The following is a 26301-nucleotide window of genomic DNA, read 5'->3' as shown; positions in this document are numbered from 1 at the left end:
GGCCCCTGTGGGGCGTTCTCGTCGTCGGCGGCTGCGGGGGTGGGGGCCTTCGGCTTCGCCTCGGCCTCGGGTTCCGGTTCGGGCTTGGGTTCCGGTTCCGGCTTGGGCTTGGGTTCCGGTTCTGGCGTGGGCTCGGCCTCGGCCTTGGGTTCGGGCTCTGGTGTGGGCTCGGGCTCCGGTGTGGGCTCGACCTCCGCCTTGGGCTCCGGTGTGGGCTCGGGCTTCGGTTCGGGCTCCGGTTGAGGCTCGGGGGCGGGCTTCAGGTCGGGCTCGGGATCGGGCTCCGGGGTCGGGGTTGTGCTGTCCGGGGCCTCGGTCGGTTTGGGGACCGTGATGTTGGTGAAGGCGGCCTTGACGAGTTCGTGCTCGTCGGGGGAGGTCTCCGTGCGGGGCTCGGGGACCTGGGCCGCCTGGGGGATTTCCTCGGCGGGCTCCGGGGGTGCGGTGGGCTGGGACGGGAGCTGCGGCTCCGGCTCGGCGGCAGCCGGCGGTGCCGTCTCCTGCGTCGCACCCTCCGCCTGGGCGGCCCGTTCTTTGCGTGACCGGCCGAACACGTTCCGCAGAGAGGTGAGAATGCCCATGTGCGCAACCCTTCGCGTGAGTTGATGCCCGTCAATCCCTGGCCAGGACGGACACGTAAGGTTAGCGGCCCCGCCATGTGATCTTGTGCAGGGTCTGCCATGAAAGTGCGGGCGCGTCAAGGCCGGATCGAGCCGCCGCGGTCATTTCCTTTCGGCTGCCACGGGTTCACCCGCAGTTCATCGCCACGCCCGGCTCCCGCACGTATGTGCACCTACGGTCGCGCTGATACCAAGGGCACCCAAGGGCATTTCAGGGAGAACAGAGTGCGCAAGCTGCTGCCGTTGATCGGAACGCCGTCCGGTTCGCATCCCGGCGGCCGGTCCGCCATGACCTGCCGTTTCCGGTGTGGTGACGCCTGCTTCCACGAGGTGCCCAACACCAGTTCCAACGAGTACGTCGGCGATGTCATCGCCGGTGCGCTCAGCCGCCGTTCGATGATGCGTGCCGCGGCCGTCGTCACCGTCGCCGCGGCGGGCGCCGGGGCCGTCGGCGTGGCGGGGGCGCCGTCGGCGCAGGCCGCGCCGGCGGCCGGCAAGGGGCAGGGTACGGGGCACGGGAAGCCGTCGAAGGACAAGGGTGCGCGCGGGCTGCGGTTCACGCCCGTGGCCCCCAACACCAGGGACGCCGTCACCGTGCCCGACGGGTACCGGCAGGACGTCGTGATCCGCTGGGGCGAGCCCATCCTGCGCGGGGCGCCCGCCTTCGACCCGGAGCGGCAGACCGCCCGCGCCCAGGCCGGGCAGTTCGGCTACAACAACGACTTCCTGGCGCTGCTGCCGCTGCACGGTGAGCGCGACCGGCAACTCCTCGTCGCCAACCACGAGTACACCGACGAGGTACTCATGTTCCGCGGCTACGACCCCGAGAACCCGACGCGCGAGCAGGTCGAGATCGCCTGGGCCGCGCACGGGCTGAGCGTCGTCGCCGTGGAGGAGGAGCGGCGGAGCGGGAAGCTCACGCCCGTCTCCCGGCATCACCTCAACCGGCGCGTCACCGCCACCACCGAGTTCCGCCTGACGGGGCCGGCCGCCGGGTCGGACCTGGTGAAGACCTCCGTGGACCGGACCGGCCGTAAGGTGCTCGGCACCCTCAACAACTGCTCCGGCGGCACCACCCCGTGGGGCACGACGCTGCACGGCGAGGAGAACTTCAACCAGTACTTCGCCAACAGCAGCCGGGCGACGGACAAGCGCTACGGCATCGGCACCGGCACCACCGAGCGCAAGTGGGAACGGTTCGACAAGCGCTTCGACGTCGCGCAGGAGCCGAACGAGGTGCACCGCTTCGGCTACGTCGTCGAACTCGACCCGTACGACCCCGACTCCACGCCCCGCAAGCACACCCTGCTCGGCCGCTTCAAGCACGAGGCCGCGACCGTGCGGCTGACCCACGACGGGCGCCCGGTCGTCTACACCGGCGACGACGAGCGGTTCGACTACTTCTACAAGTTCGTCGGCAGCAAGCGGATGCGGCACGGCAACAGCCGCTGGGCGCGCGAGCACAACCTGTCGCTGCTCGACGAGGGCACCCTCTACGTCGCCAGGCTCAGCGGTGACTCCCCGGCGATCGAGATCGACGGCACGGGCACGCTGCCGGGCGACGGCGAGTTCGACGGCAGCGGACGCTGGATCCCGCTGGTCACCGCGACCGAGGACGGCGCCGTCTCGCACGTCGAGGGCATGACCGCCGAGGAAGTGTGCGTGTTCACCCGGCTCGCCGGAGACAAGGTCGGCGCCACCAAGATGGACCGGCCCGAGGACATCGAGCCCTCGCCGAAGACCGGCAAGGTGTACGTCGCCCTCACCAACAACTCCAAGCGCGGTGTCGACTCCAACGCCAAGGCGGACGAGGCCAACCCGCGCCACGCCAACAAGCACGGCCACGTGCTGGAGCTGACCGAGCGCTGGAACCGGGCCGACGCCACCAGCTTCGCCTGGTCGCTGTTCCTCGTCGCCGGTGACCCGGAGGACCCGGCGACCTACTTCGCGGGCTTCCCGAAGGACCGGGTCAGCCCGATCTCCTGCCCCGACAACGTCGCCTTCGACGACCACGGCAACCTGTGGATCTCCACCGACGGCAACGCGCTGGGCAACCACGACGGCCTCTTCGGCGTCGCGACGCAGGGCGACCGGCGCGGTGAGCTGAAGCAGTTCCTGACCGTGCCGACCGGCGCGGAGACCTGCGGCCCGCTCGTCCAGGACCGGCGTGTGCTGGTCGCCGTGCAGCACCCGGGCGAGGTCGACGGCGCCTCCGTGGAGAAGCCGGCCAGCACCTGGCCCGACGGGCCCGGGAAGATCGTGCGCCCGGCGGTCGTGGCCGTGTGGCGCGCGGACGGCCGCGACATCGGCGTCTGAGCCCCGGGCTTCCGGGTCCGGTTCTGACCCCGAGCCGGCTCCGGTCCGGCTCCCGGCCCGGGGTCAGCCGGTCCCGTGCAGGGTGAGGTCGACGACCAGTGCCCGGTGGTCGGTGTCCGCCAGGTCCAGGAAACGGGCCCGGTGTGCGGCGAAGTCCTCCGAGACCAGGACGTGGTCGATCTGCGCCCCGAACGTCGGGGCGGTCCGGGCCGGCCAGGTGGCCGTCCGGTCCGCCCCGACCAGCCGGGCCGCGTCACGCAGCCCGGTGTCGAGGATGCGGCGGAAGGCGGCGTGGTCCTGGGAGGCGTTGAAGTCGCCGGCGAGGACGGTGGGGGTGTCGCCGTCCTCGCCGGCGGCGTCGCGCAGAGCGCCCAGTTCCTCGCGCCACAGGCCCACCTGGTCCGGCAGCGGTGGCATCGGGTGGGCGAGCTGGAGCCGTACGGCGTGGCCGCGTACGTCGGCGACGGCGCCGGGCATGCCCATGGTGCCGGGGACGCCGGGCGTGGGCTGGAGCGGGAAGGCGCTGAGAATGACGGAACCCTTGGATCCGCCGCCCTCGACGGCCTGCCGGTGGGGGTAGCCGGCCGCGAGGTCGCGCCGCAGCGCCGCGTCGCACGTGTACGCGCACTCCTGGACGAAGACGAGGTGCGGCTTCTCGCGGCGTACGGCCGCGATCAGCGAGTCGGTGCCCTTGCCGAACTCGACGTTCGAGGTCAGCACCCGAAGCTCGGCGACGGGTGGCCCGGCGGGTTCGCCGCTCTTGCCGTACGGCTCGATGAACCACGCGAGCAGGCCGAGCAGCGCGACGCCCCACACCGCGCCGGTCCACCACCGGGCGAGCAGCGTCAGCAGCAGCCCGGTCCCGGTCGGCACGAGCAGCCACGGCAGGAAGGCGAGCAGCTGCGGCACCGGCGTGCTGCCGTCGCTGTCGGCGACCCGGCAGCCGACGACCACGCTCACGCCGGCGAACAGCAGTCCCGAGCACCAGGCGCCGAGACGCCGTCCCGTGCGGCGGGGCGTCGGTCGGCCGCGGGAGTCCGTCCACTCACCGGTCGCCGTGTCGCTGTCCAAGTGCCGGCCTTCCGCTCGCGGTGCGCTGCCTGCCTCTGCGATGCCCGGATCCTCCCTCGAGGACGGGATCCGGGGGCGGCGGGTTGCGCGCTCAGGCCGGCGCGTGGAACTCCCGCACGACCTCGATGCGTCCCACGAGGTGCCGGTTGAACTCCTCCAGCCCCTCCGCCGGGACCCACAGCTCCAGGATCGTCTCGCCGCCTGCCCGGCGTACGGGGTAGCGCTCCAGGAACCCGGTGTCGACCTCGAAGCGCGTGACGTAGCCCGAACCGGACGCGGGGACGTTCCAGTCGCGGGCGATGCGGACGGCGTAGTCCTCGTTGAGGACGGGGCGGAAGGTCGGCTGTTCGGGCAGCCGGGGCGGTCAGGCCGTCCAGCCGGAGGCCGCCACCAGGGCCGGCTCCTCGGGGCCCGTCGGGGCGCCACAGGGTCGTCGTCCTGGGCATGGGCGGTGACGTCAGCCGCCCGGGCGGGGGCCGGGCCCGGTGATGAGGGGGGAGTGCGAGGTGTCTCAGAGCCGGGTGCGGGTCGGTCGGGGCGGCGGGGGCGGTGCCGGGTCGACGGCGGCTTGCCCGGGTGCTGCCCGGCGGCGGCGCAGCCGAGGACCGTACCGGCCCGTGAGCCAGGAGGCCAGGGCGACCGTCAGGCCGAGGCCGACCAGCAGCCAGGCGGCGGTGCGCAGGGTCTCGGTCAGGGCGTCGTAGACGGCGCCCGCGGCCGGGTCGTCCACCGCGCGGGGCAGTTCGGCGAGGGTGAGCCGACGGCCGACCACGACGGCGAGGGCGAGCAGCGCGCCGCCGAGGGCCGTGCCGATCCCGGCGGCCGTGACCGCGCGCCGGCGGCACGCGGCGAAGGCGATGCCGGCGACCGCGAAGACGACGGCCGCGAGCGGCAGCCAGAATGCGGCGACGTCGAGCACGTGGTAGCCCTTCCTGAGCCGGTCCACCTCGTGGGCCGGGAGCACGGTGACCGCGGTGTGCCGGACCGGGATGCGCCGGGCGAACGGCACGTTGTCGTCGGTGAGCCGCTGCTTGACCCGGGCGGTGACGGGGGCCAGGTCGACGGTGACCGCGCGGCTGCCGGGCCGTTCGTCCCGCAGGGCGCGCAGTACGGCGGCGTGGACGGTTCGGTTGGCCGCGTCCCAGCCCTCGCGGAAGGCCTCGGTCCGGGTGAACGACCGGGCCGCGTCCCGCACGAAGAGCCGCACGGTGCCGCTCAGGGGTCCGGCCGCGACCTCGCCCATGACGCCGTCGCCCACCGTGGCGGCGACCGCGTCCCGTACGTCCGGATCGTCGGCGAGCGGCGCCATGGTGGCGACGTACCGTCCGCCGTCGGCCACCCCGTACGCCGCCCACGCCGCCAGCGTGCCGCACGGTGCGAGCAGGCAGGCGAGGGCGATCAGGACGGTCGACAGGGCGCTCCGGAGACGTGGGGACACCCTTCCAGGCAAGGCCCCGGGGGCGGCACGGGCGAGCGGCGTGACTGCATTTGGCCCCCACGGCGAGCCGAACGGGCGTCCCGGCGGGCCCGCCCACCGGGACGGAGCCACCGGCCACGGCCCGGCGGTAGGGCGGTAGGGCGATGCGGTGGCCCGGCCGAGGGGGACAGGGGGACCCGCGGCCGGGCGGGTGGTCAGGTCGCGGGGCGGCCCGCCGCGTCCTCGTGTGTGTAGTAGCGGTAGAACAACGCGGCGAACACCGCCGCCGCGAACAGCAGTGACACGACGATGCAGGTGAACATGGCCACGCCGCTCTGCGCGTACAGGAACCCCAGCGCGCTGCCCGCGAACGCGCCCCACAGCACCGCGTGACCTTCGCGCGGCAGCCGCTGGGCCACTGCCCGGACCACGGCGTACAGCACGACGAACGCGAGCACGGTCAGGAAGCCGAACAGCAGGTTCCAGCCGGTGATGGGGCCGCCGTGGCGCCGGATGGACGCGGCCCAGTAGCCGTAGACCAGCCCGAGCACGAGGGGCGCCGCCCACCTCGCCACCTTGTGGGTCCGCTCGTCGAAGACATCGGGGAGTCCCGGCCTCGTACGGCCGGGCGGGCGCGTCGTCCCGGTGGACGCACCGCCTGTCGGTAGCGCCTGAGCCATGAGAGCACTCCTCTCGCCTCGCCCCCGACTACCAGGGCACACCGCCGCGGGCCGCCCGGCAAGTCAGGATGCGGGTGGCGGGGGCGCATGTTTCGCTGGGCCCGTGAGGGGTCACGTCCGCAGGTCGCTCCGCGGCCGGTGGCGGCTGTTCGGCCGGCTCGTCCAGGCCGCCGGCCGGGGCGACGCCGTGGCGCGCCACGAGCTGTTCAGTGTCCGCGGCCACAGCGTCGCGTGGGCGTTCCCGCTGCTGCTGCTCGTCGGTATCACCGTGGCCGACGTGACCACCGGCGCCTTCCAGATCATCTCCTGGACCGTGCTCGTGCCCGGCGTCGCGGCCGCCATGTGCGGGGTGTGGAGCACGGCGGTGCTCGCCGTGCTCGCGCTCGTCGTCTACGTCTTCGCCGACACCGTGTGGCAGCACCGCGAGGAGACCGGTCTGCCCGGCCTGGTCCTCGTCGTCCTCGGCGGTTTCATCGCCGTACTGGCCGCCGCGGTCCGGGTCGGCGGCGAGCAGCGCATGCTGCACATGCGGGACATCGCCGACACCACCCGCCGCACCGTGCTGCGCCAGCACCCGGCCGGCTGGGGCGGCCTCGACCACGCCGCCGCCTACCTCTCCTCGGACACCGAGGCCCGGGTCGGCGGCGACTTCTACGACATCCAGCCCGGCCCGCACGGCACCCGGGTCCTCCTCGGCGACGTCCAGGGCAAGGGGCTGGGCGCGGTGGAGGCGGCGGCCGCGCTGCTCGGCACCTTCCGCGAGGCCGCCTACCACGAGTCCGACCTCGCGACGGTCGCCGAGCGTCTGGAGACCCGCATGCGGCGCCACCGTGAGTTGACCGCGCGCCTCGGCCGGTCCGACGGCGACCGCTTCGCCACGGCCGTGCTCGTCGGTTTCCGTCCGGACCTGCCCGACGCCGTGGACGTCGTCGACTTCGGCCACGAGCCCCCGGTGGCGGCCGGTCCCGGCGGCGTGCGGACCCTGCCGGTCGTCGGCGGGCTGCCCCTGGGCATGAGCGACCTGGTCCCCGGCCAGGCGGTGACGGTGTGCCGGCCGGCCCTGGCCGCCGACGAGACGCTGTTGCTGGTCACCGACGGGGTGACCGAGTGCCGCGACTCCGAAGGATGCTTCTACCGGCACGCCGACGACATCACCCGTGCCATCGCCGCCGACCCCTCGGACACCGCACCGGCGCGGCTGGTGGCGCTCGTACGGGAGGGCACCCTGCGGCACTGCCGGGGGCGGCTGTCCGACGACACCACGGTGTTCGCGGTACGGCGGCGGGGGCGGCCCGGCGGCGGCTGAGTGCCCCGCTTCGCAGCCGCAGCGGTTACGGTGCTGCCGTACGTGATCGCCAGGGGGAGGGGACAGGGGACATGCCCGGAACCGTGCTGCTGCTCGCGGCGTCGCCCGTGGGCAAGGGGTGCCTGGTGGACGCCGCCTCCGTGCTTCCCGTGCTCGCGGCCGTACCGCCGGCCGTGCTCTCCGGCACCGACACGGCGAACGTCGTCGAGCTGGCCGACCCGCTGGAGCCGCAGGCCGTCCTCACCCGGCTGCGCGCCGCCGCGGCGGCCCCCGGCCCGCTGACCGTCTACGTCGCCGGGCAGCTCCACCTGGACCGGCGGCAGCGCCTGCCGCATCTGGCGCTGGCCCGCACGACACCGGCCACGGTCCGTTACACCGCCCTGCCCTGGCACTGGATCCGCGAGGAGCTGCGGCTGCGGCCGAGCGGCGCGACGACGCTGCTGCTCGACCTGCACGCCGACCGGGAGACCTGGCAGTGGTTGCGGACGAACCCGCTGGACTGCGGGCGCAACAACGCCGTTTACGGTCGCGTCGCGCCGCCGCCCGCGTGGCGGACGGTGGCCGTCCCGGCGTACATGCGCGGTGTCGCGACGGTCCTGCGCAGCGGGCACCGGCCGCCGCCGGACCAACTGCACCAGCAGGCGCTGGCCCGCGCCGCGGCCGAGGGCGCGGCGAGCGGTGCGCCGACCGGTACGGACCTGGTGCTGACGGCGCCGGGTCCGGTGGCGGGCGACCCGCACGCCGTCATCGCGGACGCGGTGCGGGCGGGGCGGCACGCGGACGCCGACGCGCTCGCCGCGCGGCACGAGCTGGCCGCCGCCCACGCGCAGGGGCCCGCCTCGGAGGACGCGCTGCACTGGAGGGAGGTCCGGGCCGACCTGGCGATGTTCGCGGGGGATCCGGCGCGCAGCTGCCGTGCCTGGCTGTCGGTGGCCGAGGCCCGGCTGGGCGCCGGCCAGCCGGCGCAGGCGCCCGCCGTGGAGGCGGCCGTCGACCGGGCGCACCACCAGTGGGGGCGGGTGCGCGACGCCGGGCAGGCCCGGGAACTGGGCGTGGCGCTCGCCGCGCTGCGCGGCCGGGTTCCCGGCTCGCGCGAGGGCGCGCTGGACCATGTGCAGCGGGAGCTGAGCCGGTTGCAGACCCAGAGCTGAGACCGCCCTCTGGCGGCGGGAGGGTCTGGCTCGGCGTGGGTGAGCGGCCCGTCCGCCGGTACGAGTGTGCGGTTCGGTGCGGGTGAGCGGCCCGTCTACAGCCCCACGGACGTGCTTCCGGCCCCCGGACCGGAGGGGCCGGAAGGGGCCGTGGGGATCGCCGGGGACGAGGGGACCGACGGGCGACCCGGTCCCCCGTGGCCGCTCACGTCCTCCACCACCCGGCCGTCCCCGCCCGTCGGCTGCTCGTCCGTCGCCTCCGCCGGGCCCGCGTTGGCGGCCAGCACCAGTGCTGCCACCGCGGCGACGGCGGCGGCGAGGGCTCTGGCGTAACGTTCGGCGCTGCGGGTGCGTTCGAGCACGGCGTCCTCTGCTGCGGATCGTGGGGGAGGGTCTCAGGCGCTGGTCTCAAAGCGCTGGTATCAAGCGTCGTTAAGTGCGCTTAATCCGCGGTTTAACCTAGAGCCGTGCGAGCCGAACGGCAAGAGCCACAGGGGGAGTTGGCAATGGGGGACCGTGACGACCGGGAGGCCATCGGGCGCCGGGTGCAGCGACTGAGGGCCGAGCGCGGAATGACCCAGCGCCAGCTCGCGGAACCGGCGTACACACCCGCCTACATCTCCACCCTGGAGGCCGGCCGCGTCCGCCCCTCCGACGAGGCGCTGCGGCATCTCGCCGAACGGCTCGGCGTCGGCTACGAGGAGCTGGCCACCGGGCGCCCGGCACGGCTCGCCACCGATCTGCGGCTCAGGCTCACCGAGGCGCAGCGCACCCTCGCCACCGAGGGCGCCGAACGGGCGGCCGGGCAGTACGCCGCGCTGCTCGCCGAGGCCGAGGAGTACGAGCTGGCCGACGAGCGGGCCGCCGCGCTGCTCGGGCTCGGGGAGTGCGCGGTGGAGACCGGCGAGCTGGTGACCGGCCGGCGCTACTTCGAACGGGCCGAGGAGTGCCTCGCCGAGGCCGGGGCCCCGCTGCCCGCCCGCGTCCCCGCCCTGCGCGGACGCGCCCTCGCCCACTACCTCGCCGGAGAACTCCGGTACGCGGTCTACCTCCTCGAGACCACGCTCGACGAGCTGAACCGCGGCGGCCTGCACGACCCGGACGCGCTGCTGCTGCTCTACGCCAGCGCCATCGGCCCGTACATGGACATGGGCGCCCACGCGCGCGCCGCCCAGGCCGCCGAGCTCGCCCTCTCCCTCGCCCCCAGCGCCGGCGACCCCGCGCTGGTGGCCCGCATGCACCGCTCCGTCGCCCGCACGCTGCTCGCCGAGGGCCGCCTCGCCGAGGCCGACGCCTCGCTGGCCAAGGCGGCCGAGCTGTACCGCACCCTCCAACTCCGCACCGAGCTGGCCAACTGCCACTGGATGCGCGGCTACGTCTACGCCCAGAACGGCGAACTGCCGCGTGCCGAGGCGGAGATGCGGGAGGCGCTCGGCATGCTCTCCGCCACCCGCGCCGCCCTCTACAGCAGTCAGGTCGCCGTCGAGCTGGCCGACGTACTGCACCGGCGCGGCAAGTCGGAGGAGGCCGCGGAACTGCTGCACGGGGTGCTGGACGACCTCTCCTCCGAACGCGGCGCCGTGCACTCCGCGGGCGCCCACCGGCTGCTCGGCATCATCGCCGAGGACGCCCGGGACACCGAGGCCGCCGAGGAGCACTACGTCCGCGCCCTGAGCCTGCTGGAGCGGGCGGGCGCGGCCGGCGACCTGGCCGACCTGTGCCGACTGCTGGGCGACCTGCTGCGCCGCACCGGGCGGGTGGAGGCGGCCCTCGACGCGTACCGGACGGGACTGGGTCACCGCACGGCCCCCGGCACCACCACCCTCGGCCCCGCGCCCGCACAGCCGCCGCTGTAGGGAGTCCCCCGCGTCGCCTGGCTGCTCACCCTCCCGCCCTCGCTCTGCTGCTGTTCCCGCCGCCCGCGCTCGGCTCCTACAGCGCGGAACGCGAGGCGGCGCAGCGTGCGGCCCAGGAGGTCGGCGCCTTCCCCGCGCTGCCGTTCGGGGACCCGGTGGAACTGACCCTCGCCGAGTTCGGCTCCCGCGCGGTCTACGACAGCGGACGGTCGCTGACCGGCCGCACCATCCGCCTGACCGACTTCGTCACCCACGGCGACGACGGCACCTGGTACATCACCCGGCTCCAGGTCCCCTGCTGCGCCGCCGACGCCAGCACCGGCAAGGCCGAGATCCGCAGAGCCGGCGCCCCCGTCCGTCGACACCTGGGTCACGGTCACCGGCACCTGGCACCCGGAGGGCGAACTCGGCTCGGACGCGGCCTGGCCACCTGTCCTCGACGCGCGACGGACGTACGGCGGGGGGAGCAGCCCGCGAACCCGTACGAGAAGCGCTGAGCCCTCGTCCGCGACCGGCGGGCGCCCGGGTTTCCCCGAGTCGGGGACGGGTAGTCGAGCCTCCGCCCGCGTGAGTGAAGGAGGCGGAGCGCGTGCGGCCCAGCGACGAACCCGGATGGTCCTCCGAGGGGGCACGCGCCGCCGAGGTGATCGCCGGGGAAGTGCGGGGCGCCCCTCCGGGCGAGGTGCCGGGACGGCTGTGCGAGACGGCCGTACGGCTGCTGCCGGTGGCCGGCGCGAGCGCGTCGCTGCACGGTGAGGGAGTACCGGTACGGCTGTGTGCCAGCGGTGACCGGGCGTCGTATCTGGCGGAGGTCCAGGCCACTCTGGGTGACGGCCCCTGCGTGAGCGCCGCCAAGTCGGGCGCTCCGGTGCTCGCCTGCGACCTGTCGGCCGGTGCGGACGTCGGCCGGTGGCCCGTCTTCGCCCAGCAGGCGACGGCCGTCGGTGTACGGGCGGTCTACGCGCTGCCGCTGGGCAGCGATGCCGTCTGCCTGGGCACCCTCGACCTCTACCGGGACACCCCTGGCGGGCTGAGCGGCCCGCAGCTGCGCGTGGCGCGGCTCGTGGCCGGTGTCATGACGGTGGCGCTGATGGCGCTGCCGCGCGGGGAGGAGGCCTGGCTGGACGAGCTGGCCGGTGACCATGACGAGGTCTACCAGGCCGTCGGCATGATCATGGCCCAGCTGGGGGTCGGTGCCGAAGAGGCCCTGGCCCGTCTGCGCGCCGACGCGTTCGCCCGCGGCCGCACCGCCCACGACGTGGCCCGCGACGTACTCACCCACCGCCATCGCCTCGACCGCGACCACTAGAGGGCCTGTCTGAGGACGGCACCCTCGGCGCTCACCGTCACCCGCAGGCACCGCCGGGCGCCCCCCGACTCCGGCGGCGTCACGTCGGTCACCCGGACGTCCCGGGTGGCACCGCGCGTGGCCCGGGCCGTGAACCGCTCGCACCTGTCCGGCAGTGTCGTGTGCCAGGCCAGCACCCGGTCGATGTCGGCCGCGCGGTGAGAGGTGATCCGGTGGTGCAACTGAGCTCCGCCCGCCGTGTCGTCCAGGGCGGCGGTGCCGAAGAGCTCCTCGGTGTAGGGACGTCCAGCAGCCGTCGGCGGCCGGGCCGCTCGGCGTCGGCCCTGAGCACCTCGTCCCGCCAGGTCGCGGCACCCCGCGTCGCCTTCCACGCGTCACCCAGGTCGGCCTCCGTGACCAGGGCTGCCCGCGCCTGCCCCGGGTGAGCGCGGGCAGCACGGCGGGCGACGGAAGCGCCGCCGGTGACTGCGAGGTCGCCGACGTGGTGCCGGCCGGCCGGTCCGTCCCCCACCCGCCGGTGGAGCAGGCCGCCACCGTCAGCGCCGCCGAGAGCGCGGCGGCGAGCACGGTGCGGGCGGCGGGGGCGGCGTGCTGCATCCGGAGTGCCTCCTGGAGGCCGGACGACCGGTGCCGTGCAGGAATTGGTACGCGTTGGCCAAGCGCACGGCAGCACCGGCGACCCGTTGTCCTACACGACACTGGTCGGCGACGCGAGGTTGAACACGTCAGCCGAAGAGGCGCCTCGGGCTGTAGGAGCCATCCGTGATGTAGGTGAGGAGACGAGGAAGGTGTGGAAGAACGTGTCGTCTCCCTGACCGCTCCCCCAGAAGTGTTCGACACGACGACTCGTGATCCAACAAAAGGCCGACCCTAGATGTTCTTGCGCGGTCTGCCTCGTCTCGGGGCGGGAGGACGCCAGGAATCCACGTCGTCGGTGGAGAGGCCGAGACGGGCGAGCCAGGCTTCATACGCACGCCGGAGGGCTTCCTGCTCCGCCGATGGACCGGGAGCGGGTTCGTCACAAGGTGTGGAAATCCACGGGAGAACTTCCGCCAGGGCGCTGAGTAGCGGGGGAGCGGACTCCGGACGGAGTACGTGAGCGTGGGACTCGGCCTCCAGGAGGTCGAGGACCGCCACCGCACGTTCACGAGCGTTCCATCCTGCCCAGCCGATCACCGATGTCGGTGACAGGGGAGAGATGGTCGGCCCGAACGAAACGAACCGCTCACTCGGCATGTCGAACTTGCCGCGCAACTTCCAGTACGAGGGCTTGTGGAAATCCGAGGAGGTGAAATGTGGCAGGTCGGGAGAGTGCGCGTGGGGGGCGACATCCCGCCTGGTGTCCTCCTGACGCTGAGCTTCCCACAGGTCTTCCCAGAGGCGTCGCTTGTTCAGCCCCGAAGCCTTGTACCGCAGAGGCGGAGCCTGCGGTACGTGCTCGTCGGCGAGCAGTTGCACAAGAACGTCCGTCACACTGGTACTCGGAGCGTAGAGCTCCACCATTTCGGTGAACTCCTCGTCATGGCGCAGCAGCTGGGCCAGTTCCCGAATCGTCCGAGTGGTGGGGCTCCGTCGCTCCGAGGGGTTCTCGTACCAGAGTCGTGCCGCCTCGCAGTGATCGAGCAGACGTGCGCGAAGGATGCCGCCGACCATGAGGTCCCAGGGCTGAGAGAACCAGCGACGCTTGTACTCGGGCTGTTCCAGCAGCGAAAGCGTGACGCTTTCCCGGATGGTGGCGATACGGCGGTTCACCACACTTCGGTACGCCCACGGCCACTGCTCGGGAACTTCGACCGACGGAATGGTCCTGTGCCGGTCGAACCATGTCGTCTGTACCTCGCCTGCCGCGGCTCGCCTCGCCAGTGCGATTTCAAACGCCCGTTCACCGAGGGCGACGTCGGGCACGTCCTCCGGTGCGGCGTTCAGTTCTTCGTCGGGGCGGATCAACCCGAAGAGGCCATAAACTTTCCAGTCGAGCTCCTCCTGGACCGCGATCATCCGGGCTTTGACGGAGGACCACTGCTGTTGCGCAGTGGCGAGGAGCTGAGCGGTGATCCTGACGTTCGGGTCGGCGATCTTCTGCAGGACACCACTGGACTCCCTTGCCAGGCGGTCCAGCTCTTCCGCCTCAGCGATGGGGAACGCCGGAGGGAGTGGCAGCTCGAGAAGCCGGGTGGAAGTGAACTCGTAGATCTTTTCCCAGGCCTCGCCGCCTCGGAGCTGACCGATGCGTGGTTGCCCCTTGCTCTGGCTCATCTGCTTGAGCCAGAAACACACGGCTGAGCTGTTGAGTACCCCAAGGAGTCCGAGGTGCGACTCCTCCGTTTCGCTTGGTGGCAGTCTAATTGAGGGTGCTGAATTGAGCGGGACGGCGGGATCTCGCAGCAGACTGAAGTGAGGGTGTGTGGCCACCCACGGAAAGACGATGGACCACGGATGCGTGTCCCAGTCGGTCGCGATGTGGTGCCAGTCGTACCACGGTGCCGCCTTCTTCATCCCCGACCGCTTGCGCAGCACCGTGCGGTACGGCCACAGCCGCCGGTGGTGGCCCGGGAACTGTCGCAGATCGATGGTTTCCCGGACGTCCTTCGTACGTGGGAAGAATGCTGTGAGCGCCGGCTGTGCGGACCAGTCCCGCACTTCGGACCCCGTCAATACCGGTACGGTGGCGGACTCTTCGGCTCCTGCACGCTGGAAGACCTGGGCAGAACCGGTGAAGAGGTCGTCGGACCCGGTGTTTGCCGCGTATCCGATGCGAACGACTCGCTCGCCGAGTCGCTCTCCCTCCTCCATGTGGCGCAGCACGGTTCTTACAGCCGACGGTGCCAGACTCCAGGGGAAGGCGTTCAACTCCTCGCGGTCCTGTTGGTACGACTCCGCCCAGTCGCTCGTGCCCCCGGCCTGGAGCGCGTGGTCACGCAGTGCCCGCCACACGAGTCCCTCGCTGGGCACCTGCGGCATCGCGGGTTCACCGCGACGGCTCACGATCACGTGAACGGAATCGTGAGGACCAGGTACGTGGTTGCGGCCCACCAGGAGGACGGTCGGTGTGCCGTGTCCGGGGATGTACGCACCGGAGGTGTCGATGACATGCGAGATCTCCACCTTTGACAGGACGCGCTCGATGAGACCCCGTCCGAACTCCCGCTTCATGAAGGAATTGGACGTCAGCATCCCGACCCGGCCCGCGGTCTCGCCGGGCAGCGCGAGACTGAAGGCGAGCTCAGTGAAGGGTGCAGAGAGCGGGTATGCCCCATTGCAGCTTGCATAACGGACGCGGTAGGCCGCGGACAGCGCCTTGTCCTTGACGGTGATGTACGGGGGATTGGTGATTACCGCGTGGTATGAGGCGGGGCGCAGGAGTCCGTGACGATCGGCGTGCGCGTCGGGACGGCGGTCTGTCGGTGTCGTCCTCGGCCGCGGATCACGGCGGGCGTCCAACAGGGCATCAGTCGTCGCGACCACCAGCGGAAGGTCCGGGACATTGTCCAGTCGACGTTCTCCGGTGCTGTTCATGGCTGCCAGTAGCAGGCGGAAGCGTGTGATGCTCGCGGCGCAGGGGTCGATGTCGGAGCCATGGATGGACTTCAGGGCCCTGGCGGCTCGTTGCCACGGGCTCATGGCCGGTCTGGTCTCGGACCACCTTTGGAAAAGTCGCTCGTAAGCGTCGAGGAGGAAAGCTCCTGTTCCGCACGCCGGGTCGATGATCCGGAAGCCGGAAAGCCCGGCCGGGGCGGCGGCGTGCTCGGTCAGGGCCGGATCGAGCACCAGATCGTTGATCAGCCGGACGACGAAATGCGGTGTGGTGACCTGACCGTGTGTCTTGCGTGCGTCCTCGTCGATCACCGAGTGGAGGCCCGCCAGGAACTCCGTGGAGCGTGTCCCGTCGGTGAGATCGTGCAGGAACGTGCCGTCCGGACTGCGCCGATGCTGCCAGAAGGAGATCAGTTCCTCGCACGCCTCGTCGCCAGGGCGCAGTTGCCAATGGGCGTGCCCGGGTTCGCCGAGCACCATCGCCATCGCGGGGTGGGAGCGGAGCCGGTCGACAGCGTCGATAAGCAGGTGGTTGGCCCGCGTGGGGAACTGAGCGTCGTGGCGAGCCCGGGGAGCGTGGGCCGCGTCGCCCGCGAACGAGGGGTCGAGCAGTCCGTTGTCCTCGCAGAACCGGATCATCACCGTCGCGAGCACCCAGGCCCTCGCGGACTGCGACACCTGTACATCCAGCCACGTATGCCATGTCGCGGACGTTGTCCGCTGGAATCTCGCCCTGTCGTACTCGGCGCGCAGCCGCTCCGCCGTCGGCGTCATGGGGAGGCGGGCGTGCAGGTCGGCCTCGATACGGGCGATGAGCCGCCGAAGGTCTTCGAACAGTCCGTGGTCGGCAGGCATTACGGCCTTCCTGGTGTCGTACGTGAGCCCTGGTGGGCAACTTTATCAGCGGGAGAGTGTCATAAAAGCTGGAGAGTGTTGGACTCTTCCCTCTAGGGTTGGTGGCCTCAGAAGGCGTGTTCTCCAATCGAAGGGGTGGGTGGCTGTGGGTGGTAGTGGCGGGAGCCTCAAAGGGCTGTGGATCGCCTTGTCTCTGATGGGTGCGGTGATCGTCGGAGCTGTGGCGGCCGGGGTGTTCTGGGCGGTCGGTCACAGGCGAGAAATGGAGGACCGTGCCACAGGTGCGCTGGTGGCGGGAGGGGCCACGTTCCTCGGTGTGGCCACGTTGGGAATCGCAGTGGGGAGCTTCTTGAGTGACTGATGTGGCGGGAAGTCCGGATGGCAAGGAGTACACTCCTTAGGGGTGTGGTCCTTAGTCGGAGTCTTTGCGGGAGAGGTCAGTAGTGACACCGATGGAAGCGGGCAAGCCGTCGTACGTCTTCGATCGCGGTGCGGAATGGGAAGCGCTGAGTGCCTTCGCGGGGCGCCCCCTCCCGCACGCCATGCTCGGGGTCGTCAGTGGGAGGCGGCGCATGGGCAAGACGTACCTCTTGCGGGCGCTTGTCGAGCAGTGTGGCGGCTTCTACTTCGGGGCCACAGCCGGGGCGGAGGCGGAGTCCCTCCGTCAGTTCAGTTCCGCCCTGGCCGGCCACGTGGGATCCCCGGTGCCCTTTGCCTTCGCCACATGGCATGACGCCATCACGTATCTGTTCGGCCTCGCCGCTCCCGGGAGTGGAGGCCGCCCCTTCCTCGTGGTCATCGACGAGTTTCCGTACCTGGTGAAGTCCTCCCCGGAGCTGCCCTCGATCATCCAGCGCGAGATCGACCGCTACCAGGCAGAGGAGAGTCGTATGAGGCTGCTCCTGTGTGGGTCGGCCATGTCCGTCATGGGTGGATTGCTGGCCAGTAGCGCGCCCTTGCGTGGCCGGGCTCAGCTGGAGCTCGTCGTTCGGCCCTTCGGGTATCGGGCCGCCGCCGACTTCTGGGGTGTCGCCGACGACCCCGCGCTCGCGGCGAGGCTGCACGCCGTCGTGGGAGGGACGCCCGCCTACCGTCGCCAGTTCCTGGCGGACGACGTCCCGGCATCTCTCGCCGACTTCGACGACTGGATCCGCCGTACCGTCCTCTCGCCGTTCAGTCCGCTCTTCCGGGAAGCGCGCTACCTGCTCGCGGAGGAGACAGACATCCGTGACACCGCGTTGTACCACTCGGTTCTCGCAGCGGTGGCTCAGGGAAACAGGACGCGAGGTGGCATCGCCGGTTACATCGGCCGCAAGTCCGTCGACATCTCCCATCCTCTCAACGTCCTGGAGGACAGCCATCTCCTCATGCGCGATGCGGACGTCTTCCGAGCCGGCAAGTCGCAGTACCGCATCACCGAGCCGCTGATCAACTTCTACGAGGCGGTCATGCGTCCGGCCTGGGCGCAACTGGAGAACGGCCAGGCCGCCGAGGTCTGGGCACAGGCGACGGAGCGGTTCGCCGCCCAAGTGGCAGGACCGCATTTCGAGGGCGTGTGCCGCGAGTATGTGCTGGGGCCAGGCCGGTCCCTGCTGAGCACTTCCCTGGGCCAGATCGGGGGCGGCGTGGTGACGGACCCCAAGGCACGATGTCAGATCGAGATCGACGTGGCGGTGGTCGGTCCGGGATCAGGGGGCGCAAAGCCCTCCGTGTCACTGCTCGGGGAAGCGAAGTGGGGGACCGTCATGGGGGTGAAACACCTGGAACGGCTCGGCCGGGCCCGGGACGTCCTCGCCGGGCGCGGGTACGACACGGCGCGGTGCGCGCTGGGATGCTTCAGCGCTGCCGGCTTCAGCGACGCGCTGCGTACCGAAGCCGAGCGAGGCGGTGTCCTGCTGATCGGCCTGGACGAACTGTACGGCCGCACGATGCCTGATCCGGTCCTGCCCTGACCAGGACCGAAGCCGGTGCCGGTGGGCGGTAGGAGACCAACGATGCGCTGAAGGGGGCTGGAGGGGAGGGGCCGCGGAGGACTTCGGCCACCGGTCCGCGCCTCGCGTCAGCGCAAGGCGCGTAGCCACCGGCGCGTCGTGGGCGTGCGGGTTCACTTTTCGGGTGATGTGGACAGATCTATTCGTGTCGCCCGCACGCACCGCGAAGGAGACCGCGTGACCGTACGCAGCACCACCAGCGCGCCCGACCTGTCGTCCAAGGACCCCCACTGGTGGCGGCAGGCCGTCATCTACCAGGTGTACCCCCGCAGCTTCGCCGACGCCGACGGCGACGGGCTCGGTGACCTGCGCGGCATCACCCAGCGCCTGACCCACCTGGCCGCCCTGGGCGTCGACGCCCTGTGGCTCAGCCCGTTCTACCCGTCCGAGCTCGCCGACGGCGGCTACGACGTCGACGACCACCGCGACGTCGACCCCCGGCTGGGCACCCTGGACGACTTCGACGCCATGGCAGGCGAGGCGCACCGCCTCGGCCTGAAGGTCATCGTCGACGTGGTCCCCAACCACACCTCGCACCGCCACGCCTGGTTCCGGGAGGCCCTGGCCGCCGACCCCGGTTCCACGGCCCGCGACCGCTACGTCTTCCGCGACGGCCGCGGTGAGCACGGGGAGCTCCCGCCCACCGACTGGCAGTCCGTCTTCGGCGGCAGCGCCTGGAAGCGGGTGCCCGACGGCCAGTGGTACCTGCACCTGTTCACCCCCGAGCAACCCGACCTGAACTGGGAGAACGAGCAGGTCCGCGCCGATTTCCGCGCCACGCTGAAGTTCTGGTGCGACCGGGGCGTCGACGGCTTCCGCGTCGACGTGGCGCACGCGCTCGTCAAGGACCTGACCGAGCCCCTGCGCGACCTCGGCGCCCCCGAGCTGAGCCGCGAGGCGGCGCTCTCGGACTTCGCCCCCGGCACCCACCCCTTCTACGACCGGGACGAGGTCCACGAGGTCTACCGCGACTGGCGCAAGATCCTCGACGCCTACAGCCCGCCGAGGACGGCCGTGGCCGAGGCCTGGGTCCCGGGGGCCCGCCGCGCGCTGTACGCCCGCCCGGACGAACTGGGGCAGGCCTTCAACTTCGAGTACCTCCAGGGCGGCTGGGACGCCGCCGAGCTGCGGGAGATCATCACCGGCTCGCTGGCCGACGCCCGCGCCGCCGGCGCCTCGGCGACCTGGGTGCTGTCCAACCACGACGTGATCCGTCACGCCTCCCGCCTGGCCCTGCCGCCGGGCACCGACACCGACGCCTGGCTGCTGTCCGGCGGCCGGGCGCCGGTCGTCGACGAGCGGGCCGGCCTGCGCCGGGCCCGCGCGGCGACGCTGCTGATGCTGGCGCTGCCCGGCTCGGCGTACGTCTACCAGGGCGAGGAACTCGGCCTGCCCGAGGTGGCCGACCTGCCCACCGAGGTCCTCCAGGACCCGATCTGGGAGCAGACCGGGCACGTCCGCAAGGGCCGCGACGGCTGCCGGGTGCCGCTGCCGTGGACGACGGACGGGCCCTCGTACGGCTTCGGGGCGGGCGCGGCCTGGCTGCCGCAGCCGCCGGGCTTCGCCGCGTACTCCGTGCAGGCCCAGGACGGGGTGGCGGGCTCGACCCTGGAGCTGTACCGCACCGCCCTGCGGCTGCGCCGCAAGCTGCTCGACGGGGAGTCGCTGACCTGGGCGGACGACGTGCCGCCGGGGGTGCTCCAGTTCGACCGTTCGCAGGGCTGGCGCTGCGTCACCAACCTGTCCGGTGCGACGGTCGACCGGCCGGCCGGAGAGGTGCTGCTGAGCAGCGCGCCACTGGTCGACGGCCGTCTGGGGCCGGACACGACGGTCTGGCTGGGCCGGTAGGCGGCTCTCACCTCGCCGCCCACCCCTGTCGGCCCGGCGCCCCGGGACGGGCCTGGAAAGTCCGTCCCGGGGCGGGGTCGCGGGGCCTCACCGGGCCCGGGGCACCCGGGTCACACGTGCCCCGGCCCACCGCTGCCGAAGGCGCCGCTCGACCCCGGCAGCCAGCGGTGCCGTTTCTGGTCGTCGCACCGGCGGCTGCCCGAGTGGTGCAGCTGGTACGGCATGAGCCGTGGGCTGCCGTCCTGGCAGAGCGGGATCTCGTCCGGCTCCCGCATCTCCCGTTCCTCATGGACGGCACCGGTGGTGGGTAGGTGGGGTTGTTCGTCGGCATGAGGGCGGTCCGGTTCCCGGTCCATGACGCCCATGCCCATCCGTACGGCCCAGATCAGCGCGCCGGCGATCACCAGCCCGCCGATGAAGGCCACTGTCATGTTGAGCGCGTGCGAGGACGCGGCCAGCTCTACAAGCGTTGCCGTACTCATGTTCTGATTATGTACCCCCAAATGAGATAAAGCGCCTGAAATGTCCCACCGACCTCGCGTCGCCCTCGCGCCGATCTCCCACCGACGTCCCACCGGCCTCGCGCCGGCTCCCGTGGTGATTGAGAGGGGCCGGTGGCTGGTACCCGGTCCGCACAGGGGCGGTGTCGGCACCGGTCGGCCGCCCGAGCGTCACCGGTGGAGGGAGCGCCGCATGACCGCGCTGTTGACGGCCGACGCCCACGCGTACGGCCTGGTCGGGGACGGTGTCGCCGACGACGGGCCGGCGCTGCAGAAGCTGGTCGACGTGCTGGGCGACGCCACCGCGGAGGACGGCCGGCCGCGCACCGTGCGCGTGCCCGCCGGGCGGTACGTGATCCGGGACCGGCCCGTGCTCTGGCGCAGCGGCGTCTCGCTGATCGGCGCCGGGCGCGGTGCCACCTGCTTCGCGCTCGGCAACCCCGGCGCCCCGGCCCGGCCGGTGCCGCTGGCCTGGTTCACGACCGCCCAGCACGGCGCCGGGCGGGACCGCCACATCGCCGACGTCACGTTCGCGCACTTCGAGATCGACGGCTCCCAGGTGGAGACCGAGGAGTACGACGTCCTGGCCAAGGGCCTCGGGCTCCAGTACGTGCTGCGCGGGCGCTTCACCGACCTGTACATCCACGACACGGCCGCCACCGGTTTCGGCTGCGACTTCCTCCAGGACACCGTCGTCGAGGGCGTGCTGGCCGAGCGGTGCGGCCGGCAGGACCCCGGCGAGAAGATGGGCGGCGCGGGCATCGGGATCGGGGTCGGCGGATGGGGACCGGTCGAACGGCTCGCGGTGACCGACTGCACCGCCAACGGCAACGGCACCAACGGCATCTTCCTCGAACTCCAGCAGGACGACTGGGCCCCGCCGCGCGGCATCCGCGTCACGGCCTGCCACACCGAGGACAACCGCTACGGCATCTCCGACTGGGGCGCCGACGGCCTGCTGGTCACCGGCTGCACGATGCTCGGCAACCACGTCGCCGGGTTCGACGTGTCGGCGCAGGGCACGACGAGCGTCGGCGGACGCGGCGGCATCGTCACCGGGTGCGTGATCGACGGCAACGTGGGCGACGGGATCGCGCTCGGCAACACCCCGGGGCCGTACGCCTTCCGCGGCAACCGCGTCAGCGGCAACGGCCGGTACGGCTACTGGCAGCACAACCTGGCCGGCGGCGACCAGGAGCCCGCCACGGACATCGTCCTGGAGTCGAACGACATCAGCGGCAACGCCCTGGACGGGATCCGCGTCGGCGCCCCGCTGCACGAGCCGGCGTTCTTCGGCAACCGCGTCCGCAACAACGGCCGCCGTGCGGCACCGGCGGCGGAAGGGGGCGGTGACGGCGTCCGCTGCGGGCCGCTGTCCCTGACCGACACCACCGCCGACTGGCTCCCGGACGGCCACCGGGGCAAACGGCTGACGGTCGGTGACCGGAACGCCGAGGTCACCGCCGTGGTCACCGGCAACACCGCCACCGAACTCAGCCTCGCCCCCGAACGCCCCGGGGCAAAAACGGCCTGGCCCGACGGCACCCCGGCGCCCGGCGCCGCCTACCGCCTCCCGGACGCCCCGGCCCCGCGCACCGGCCTCACCGCCGCCGCGGCCGTGACCCATCCCTACGTGCACGGCAACCGCGTCCGGGACGACGGCCACCCCCGTACCCAGACCCACGCCCTGTGGATCGCGCCCGAGGCCACCTGGACCGGCGGCCGGGTCTCCGGCAACGACTTCAGCGGCAACGCCTCGGCGGCCACCCGCTTCGACTCGGCCCCGAGCGGCGGGCGCTGGCGGGACAACGACGGCTGACGCGGCCGGGCGGGGCCGCCGGACCCGGTCCCGGTCGCGGCCTCAGCAGAAGGTGCCCCTGATGGAATCCAGGACCTGCGCGGTCTGCTCCCACGTCACGCGGAACCGCTGGGCCGCCGCGTCCCGCACCGTCTCCTCGGGCTGCCCCAGCCGGATGTCCACGCAGATCCAGCGGGCGTCCTCGACGGCCTGGTCCTCGTCCGAGACCAGTGCCGGGTCGACGGCCCGCAGATCGCTCAGGAGCAGCTCCCGCTGACCGGCCTCCGGGGACGGGATCACGTGCGGCTCCGGGGCGCCGATCGTCCGGGACCCGTCGGTGTCCGAGGCCCCGCCGCCCCCGTCGCTCCCGCCGCCGTACGCCGTCGCGGCCACCACGCAGGCCGCGACGACGAGCCCCGACACGGTGATCGCCGCCCGTTTCCGCATGCCGCCCCCCTTGAGATCGGCTGCCGAGACTACGCCGCCCGCCCGCTCACGGCGCCCGCAGGGCGTCCACCGCGATCCGGGCCGCCGTGCCGATCACCGCGTCCGCCGCCGGGAGTACGGCCGCGGTGTGGGCGGTACGGGTGAAGACGGCCACGGCGTAACGGCCGCCGTCGGGGTACTCGACGACGCCGACCTCGTTGCGCAGGGTCGGCAGGCTGCCGGTCTTGCCGGCCACGTGGACGTCGTCGAAGGGGAAGCCCGACGCCAGGCGGTGCGGCCAGACCTGGAGGCCCATGACGCGGCGCATGGCGGCGCCGTACTCGGGCGGGCAGGCCTCGTCGCGCCAGAGGGCGGTGAGCAGGCGGGTCATGTCGCGGGGGGTGCTGCGGTTGGTGCGGGCCGGGTCCAGGGCGCGCAGCCGGGTGATGACGTGCGGGTCGGCCAGGGCCTGGGCACCGGCCGGTCCGGCGTCCTCGCGCATGGTGCCCAGCATCTCACCGAAGCCGTACACCGCCCGCGTACGGGTGAGGCCGAGCCGGGCCGTGGTGCGGTTGACGGCGTCCAGCCCGACCCGGCGCAGCAGCAGGTCGGCGGCGGTGTTGTCGCTGACGGACATCATCAGGAACGCCGCGTCGCGCAGCGACAGCCGCACCGGGTCGAGCAGGGCCGCGAGCCCGGTGGGCCCCGGGGTGCGCCCGGCGGGCGGGCACTCGACCTGCTCGGTGAGATCCAGCGCCCCGGCCGCCGCCAGCTCGTGCAGCGTCACGAGGACGCACAGCTTGTGGACGCTGGCCGTGCACACCGGCTGGTCCGCCCCGGCCTCGACCTGCGCCCCGGAGTCGATGTCGACGGCGTGCAGCCACCCGGTGACCCCGGCGTCGGCGAAGGCCGCGTGGAGACGGCCGGTGGTGACGGTGTCGGTCATAGCCAGTACTCCGATGCCGGGCGAAGGTGCAGTGGCCGGGCGGGTGCCTCGGAGCGGGCGTCGGCCGTGGTGCGCAGGGCGCGCGTGGCCGCGTCCGCGAAGGCGCCGACGGCGGCGTCGCCGCGCCCCTTGGGCCAGGCCACGGAGTGCCGCCAGGCCGGCGCCGCCCCGGCCAGCGGGCGCCAGACCAGGTCACGGTCGCCCGGGGTCACGAGCCGGGTGTCGCGGGGACCGAGGGCTACGGCCCCGGACGACAGCACCAGGCCGCGGACGAAGCTGGCGCCCTGGCCGTGCCGTACGGCGGCGGGCGTCCAGCCGCCCCGGGCGCAGGCGGTGAGCAGGTCGTCGTAGACCGCGGGGGCGTCGGCGCGCGGGAAGAGGACCAGGTCGTAGCCGGTGAGGGAGGCGAGCGGCACCTCGTCGAGTCCGGCCTGCGCGGCGTCGCCCGGCAGCAGTACGCCGAGGTCGCGGCGGAGCACCGGCCCCAGCTCCAGGCCGGTGACGTCGCAGGGGTGGTGGATGAGGCCGACGTCCAGTTCATGGGCGGCGAAGGCGGCGAGCTGCCGGGCGGTGGACAGCTCGTGCAGCTCCAGCTCCAGGCCGGCGTGGTGGCGCCGGAAGTCCGCCAGCAGCGCGGCGACGGTCTCGCCGGAGATGTCGGGGGACAGGGCGGCGCGCAGCAGGCCGGTCTCGCCGTCCCGGATGCGGCGCGCGGCGGCCCGGAGGGACTCGGCGCGGGCCAGCAGCTCGCGGGCCTCGGCGAGCAGCAGCGTGCCCGCCTCGGTGATCGTCACCTGGCGGCTGGTGCGCTCGAAGAGCCGGACGCCCAGCTCCTTCTCCAGCCGTTGGACGCGCTGGGACAGGGGCGGCTGGGCCATGCCGAGACGGGCGGCGGCACGCCCGAAGTGTGACTCTTCTGCAACAGCCACGAAGCACTCCAGGTGCCGCACCAGGTCCACGACCAGTAATCATATCGGGGATTGATCAATCCGACATCCATATGAATCTTGGACAGGGGCCCGGCAGGGTTGCTCTCCTCGGGACATGCGCTCCTTCCGTGACCCCTCGGGCCTCTCGGGCCCTTCGTTCCGCCCCCGCCGGTGGCCCGCCGCGCTCGCCGTCGCCCTCGCGCTCCCCCTGGCCGGCTGCGCCACCGAGTCCGGGCGCCCGGACACGGCGCCACCGGCGAGCAGCCCGTCCCGGGCCGGCGGTACGGCCACCGCGGCGCCGGAGGTCCGGGCACAGCTGCGGGTGGACGGCCACACCCGCGGCTACCTCCTGCACCGGCCCGCCGCCGACGGCCCGAGGCCCCTGGTCATCGCCTTCCACGGCCGTGGCGCCGACGCCGCCGAGATGCGCGAGAAGAGCCGGCTGGAGAAGGCCGCCGGAGCGCGCGGCATGCTGGTCGCCTACCCCGAGGGCCTCGACCACGGCTGGGGCGCCGGCACCCGGGCGACCGACCGGCGCCCGGATCCCGACCTCGACGTGCGCTTCACCGAGGCACTGATCAAGCACCTGGTGCGCACCGAGCGGGCCGACCCCGAGCGGGTCTACGTCGCCGGGTTCTCCAACGGCGGCTCGATGGCGCTGCGCATGGCCGCCCAGCGTCCCGGCCTGCTGGCGGGGGCGGCCTCGGTCTCCGGGCAGCTCCCCACGGGGGACGCGGCGGTGAAGCCCACCGGACCCGTCCCCGTCATGGTCGTCTACGGCGCCGACGACCCCGTACGCCCCCTCGCGGGCTGGCCCTCCCCGCCGCCGGACCCGGAGGAGCCGATCCTCCCGACCCTGTCGGCCCGGGCAAGCGCGGAGGCGTTCGCCACCGCGGGAGGCGCGGGCGAGCCGGTCACGGAGGAGGAGAAGGGCTACGACCGCACCGTCTGGCATGTGAAGGACACCCGGGGCACCCCGGACACCCCGGAGGTCCCGGAAACCTCGCATGCCCCGAAGGCCCCGGACACCTCGCATGCCACGGAGGAGCCGGAGGCTTCGAACGTCCCGCAGGGCCTGGGTGCCTCGGAGGGTCCCGGGGGCGCCCTGAACGCCTCGGACACCCCGGAGGGTTCCGGGGGCGCCCCGAAAGCCTCGAAGGGCCCGAATGCCTCGGTGGACCCGGGCGCCCCGGATGCCTCGGGAGCCCCGGACACCCCGGAGGGTTCCGGGGGCGCCCCGAAAGCCTCGAAGGGCCCGAATGCCTCGGAGGGCCCGGGCGCCCCGGATGCCTCGGGAGCCCCGGACACCCCGGAGGGTTCCGGGCACGCCCCGAAAGCCTCGAAGGGCCCGAATGCCTCGGTGGACCCGGGCGCCCCGGATGCCTCGGGAGCCCCGGACACCCCGGAGGGTTCCGGGCACGCCCCGAAAGCCTCGAAGGGCCCGAATGCCTCGGAGGGCCCGGGCGCCCCGGATGCCTCGGAGGACCCGGGCGCCCCGAAGGGTTCCGGGCACGCCCCGGATGCCTCGCACGCCCCGGAGGGTCCCGGGGGCGGCCCGGTGGCCACCGTCCAGCTGCTCGTCGTCCACGACGCCGGTCACACCTGGCCGGGTTCGAGCGTCACCCCGCCCAAGGGGTTCGGCCCCACCAGCAAGGCCCTGGACGCCACCGACACGATCCTCGACTTCTTCGCCGCCGGCTGACCGGTGACGCGGCCCGCCGCACGACCCGACGCACAGACAGGAACGA

The 26301-nt window shown here is 72.9% G+C and carries 20 protein-coding genes and 2 pseudogenes; 10 read left to right on the top strand and 12 right to left on the bottom strand.

Features of this window, described 5'->3' with window-relative positions; genetic code table 11:
* A pseudogene (locus tag RM812_RS24185) lies at nt 1-581 on the bottom strand (VWA domain-containing protein); the annotation flags it as partial.
* Between the two features lie 264 nt (nt 582-845).
* Between RM812_RS24185 and RM812_RS24180 the strand changes: the two are divergent.
* Nucleotides 846-2936, top strand: a complete 2091-nt coding sequence (locus RM812_RS24180) for a PhoX family protein (protein WP_311575401.1) — start codon at nt 846-848, stop codon at nt 2934-2936.
* Between the two features lie 63 nt (nt 2937-2999).
* Here RM812_RS24180 and RM812_RS24175 read toward each other — a convergent pair whose 3' ends face one another.
* The 4 genes and pseudogenes from RM812_RS24175 to RM812_RS24160 all read right to left on the bottom strand — a co-directional run bounded on the left by RM812_RS24175 (nt 3000) and on the right by RM812_RS24160 (nt 6104).
* Nucleotides 3000-4007, bottom strand: coding sequence for an endonuclease/exonuclease/phosphatase family protein (locus tag RM812_RS24175; protein WP_311575398.1), 1008 nt, complete (start codon nt 4005-4007; stop codon nt 3000-3002).
* A gap of 91 nt (nt 4008-4098) precedes the next feature.
* Nucleotides 4099-4453 (bottom strand): annotated as a pseudogene (locus RM812_RS24170) (ADP-ribosylation/crystallin J1).
* Nucleotides 4454-4518: 65 nt separating this feature from the next.
* Nucleotides 4519-5445 (bottom strand): hypothetical protein, encoded by a 927-nt coding sequence (locus RM812_RS24165; protein ID WP_311575396.1) that lies wholly within the window; start codon nt 5443-5445, stop codon nt 4519-4521.
* 194 nt (nt 5446-5639) lie between these two features.
* Nucleotides 5640-6104 carry a hypothetical protein gene (locus RM812_RS24160; RefSeq protein ID WP_311575393.1) on the bottom strand — a complete coding sequence of 155 codons (465 nt, stop codon included), beginning with the start codon at nt 6102-6104 and terminating at the stop codon, nt 5640-5642.
* A 145-nt stretch (nt 6105-6249) separates the two neighbouring features.
* On the opposite strand from RM812_RS24160, the gene RM812_RS24155 reads away from it, so the two are divergent.
* Complete coding sequence (locus RM812_RS24155; protein WP_311575411.1) at nt 6250-7410, top strand: PP2C family protein-serine/threonine phosphatase; 1161 nt, start codon at nt 6250-6252, stop codon at nt 7408-7410.
* A gap of 71 nt (nt 7411-7481) precedes the next feature.
* On the top strand, nt 7482-8561 hold the full coding sequence (locus RM812_RS24150; RefSeq protein WP_311575390.1) for a hypothetical protein: 1080 nt from the start codon (nt 7482-7484) through the stop codon (nt 8559-8561).
* A gap of 95 nt (nt 8562-8656) precedes the next feature.
* Here the strand turns inward: RM812_RS24150 and RM812_RS24145 are convergent, their stop codons facing one another.
* Nucleotides 8657-8923 carry a hypothetical protein gene (locus RM812_RS24145; RefSeq protein WP_311575413.1) on the bottom strand — a complete coding sequence of 89 codons (267 nt, stop codon included), beginning with the start codon at nt 8921-8923 and terminating at the stop codon, nt 8657-8659.
* Nucleotides 8924-9067: 144 nt separating this feature from the next.
* Here RM812_RS24145 and RM812_RS24140 point away from each other — a divergent pair, with 144 nt between their 5' ends.
* From RM812_RS24140 to RM812_RS24130, 3 genes are all read left to right on the top strand, one after another.
* Nucleotides 9068-10417: a helix-turn-helix domain-containing protein gene (locus RM812_RS24140; RefSeq protein ID WP_311575388.1), complete on the top strand. Its 1350-nt coding sequence runs from the start codon at nt 9068-9070 to the stop codon at nt 10415-10417.
* Between the two features lie 155 nt (nt 10418-10572).
* A complete protein-coding gene (locus RM812_RS24135; RefSeq protein ID WP_394816507.1) occupies nt 10573-10914 on the top strand; it encodes a hypothetical protein in 342 nt (113 codons plus the stop codon).
* 92 nt (nt 10915-11006) lie between these two features.
* Nucleotides 11007-11726, top strand: coding sequence for a GAF and ANTAR domain-containing protein (locus RM812_RS24130; protein ID WP_311575385.1), 720 nt, complete (start codon nt 11007-11009; stop codon nt 11724-11726).
* On the opposite strand, the gene RM812_RS24125 is transcribed toward RM812_RS24130, so the two are convergent.
* Both RM812_RS24125 and pglX read right to left on the bottom strand, forming a co-directional pair.
* Nucleotides 11723-12097 (bottom strand): hypothetical protein, encoded by a 375-nt coding sequence (locus RM812_RS24125; RefSeq protein ID WP_311575383.1) that lies wholly within the window; start codon nt 12095-12097, stop codon nt 11723-11725. The two genes, RM812_RS24130 and RM812_RS24125, sit on opposite strands and share 4 nt — an antisense overlap.
* 499 nt (nt 12098-12596) lie before the next feature.
* Nucleotides 12597-16115: a BREX-2 system adenine-specific DNA-methyltransferase PglX gene (pglX, locus tag RM812_RS24120; RefSeq protein WP_311575381.1), complete on the bottom strand. Its 3519-nt coding sequence runs from the start codon at nt 16113-16115 to the stop codon at nt 12597-12599.
* A 452-nt stretch (nt 16116-16567) separates the two neighbouring features.
* Here pglX and RM812_RS24115 point away from each other — a divergent pair, with 452 nt between their 5' ends.
* The gene (locus RM812_RS24115) at nt 16568-18067 is read left to right on the top strand and encodes an AAA family ATPase (RefSeq protein WP_311575408.1); all 1500 of its coding nucleotides are present in this window, start codon (nt 16568-16570) and stop codon (nt 18065-18067) included.
* Between the two features lie 216 nt (nt 18068-18283).
* The gene (locus RM812_RS24110; protein ID WP_311575377.1) at nt 18284-19954 is read left to right on the top strand and encodes a glycoside hydrolase family 13 protein; all 1671 of its coding nucleotides are present in this window, start codon (nt 18284-18286) and stop codon (nt 19952-19954) included.
* Nucleotides 19955-20064: 110 nt separating this feature from the next.
* Here RM812_RS24110 and RM812_RS24105 read toward each other — a convergent pair whose 3' ends face one another.
* Nucleotides 20065-20436, bottom strand: a complete 372-nt coding sequence (locus RM812_RS24105; protein ID WP_311575374.1) for a DUF6479 family protein — start codon at nt 20434-20436, stop codon at nt 20065-20067.
* Nucleotides 20437-20647: 211 nt separating this feature from the next.
* Between RM812_RS24105 and RM812_RS24100 the strand changes: the two genes are divergently transcribed.
* Nucleotides 20648-22273: a right-handed parallel beta-helix repeat-containing protein gene (locus RM812_RS24100; protein ID WP_311575371.1), complete on the top strand. Its 1626-nt coding sequence runs from the start codon at nt 20648-20650 to the stop codon at nt 22271-22273.
* Nucleotides 22274-22315: 42 nt separating this feature from the next.
* Here the strand turns inward: RM812_RS24100 and RM812_RS24095 are convergent, their stop codons facing one another.
* From RM812_RS24095 to RM812_RS24085, 3 genes are read right to left on the bottom strand one after another with little or no spacing between them, the layout of a single operon-like run.
* A complete protein-coding gene (locus tag RM812_RS24095; RefSeq protein ID WP_311575368.1) occupies nt 22316-22699 on the bottom strand; it encodes a hypothetical protein in 384 nt (127 codons plus the stop codon).
* 46 nt (nt 22700-22745) lie between these two features.
* Nucleotides 22746-23624, bottom strand: a complete 879-nt coding sequence (locus RM812_RS24090; protein WP_311575366.1) for a serine hydrolase — start codon at nt 23622-23624, stop codon at nt 22746-22748.
* Nucleotides 23621-24553, bottom strand: a complete 933-nt coding sequence (locus RM812_RS24085) for a LysR family transcriptional regulator (RefSeq protein WP_311575364.1) — start codon at nt 24551-24553, stop codon at nt 23621-23623. The genes RM812_RS24090 and RM812_RS24085 overlap by 4 nt, the downstream gene beginning before the upstream one ends.
* Nucleotides 24554-24668: 115 nt before the next feature.
* On the opposite strand from RM812_RS24085, the gene RM812_RS24080 reads away from it, so the two are divergent.
* A complete protein-coding gene (locus tag RM812_RS24080) occupies nt 24669-26255 on the top strand; it encodes an alpha/beta hydrolase family esterase (RefSeq protein WP_311575362.1) in 1587 nt (528 codons plus the stop codon).
* The last annotated feature ends 46 nt before the right edge of the window (nt 26256-26301 follow it).

It is taken from the genome of Streptomyces lancefieldiae (assembly GCF_031845825.1).
In the GTDB taxonomy this organism is placed as follows: domain Bacteria; phylum Actinomycetota; class Actinomycetes; order Streptomycetales; family Streptomycetaceae; genus Streptomyces; species Streptomyces lancefieldiae.
Note: the sequence above shows the minus strand (reverse complement) of the source record. Positions and strands in the feature narration are given on the sequence as shown.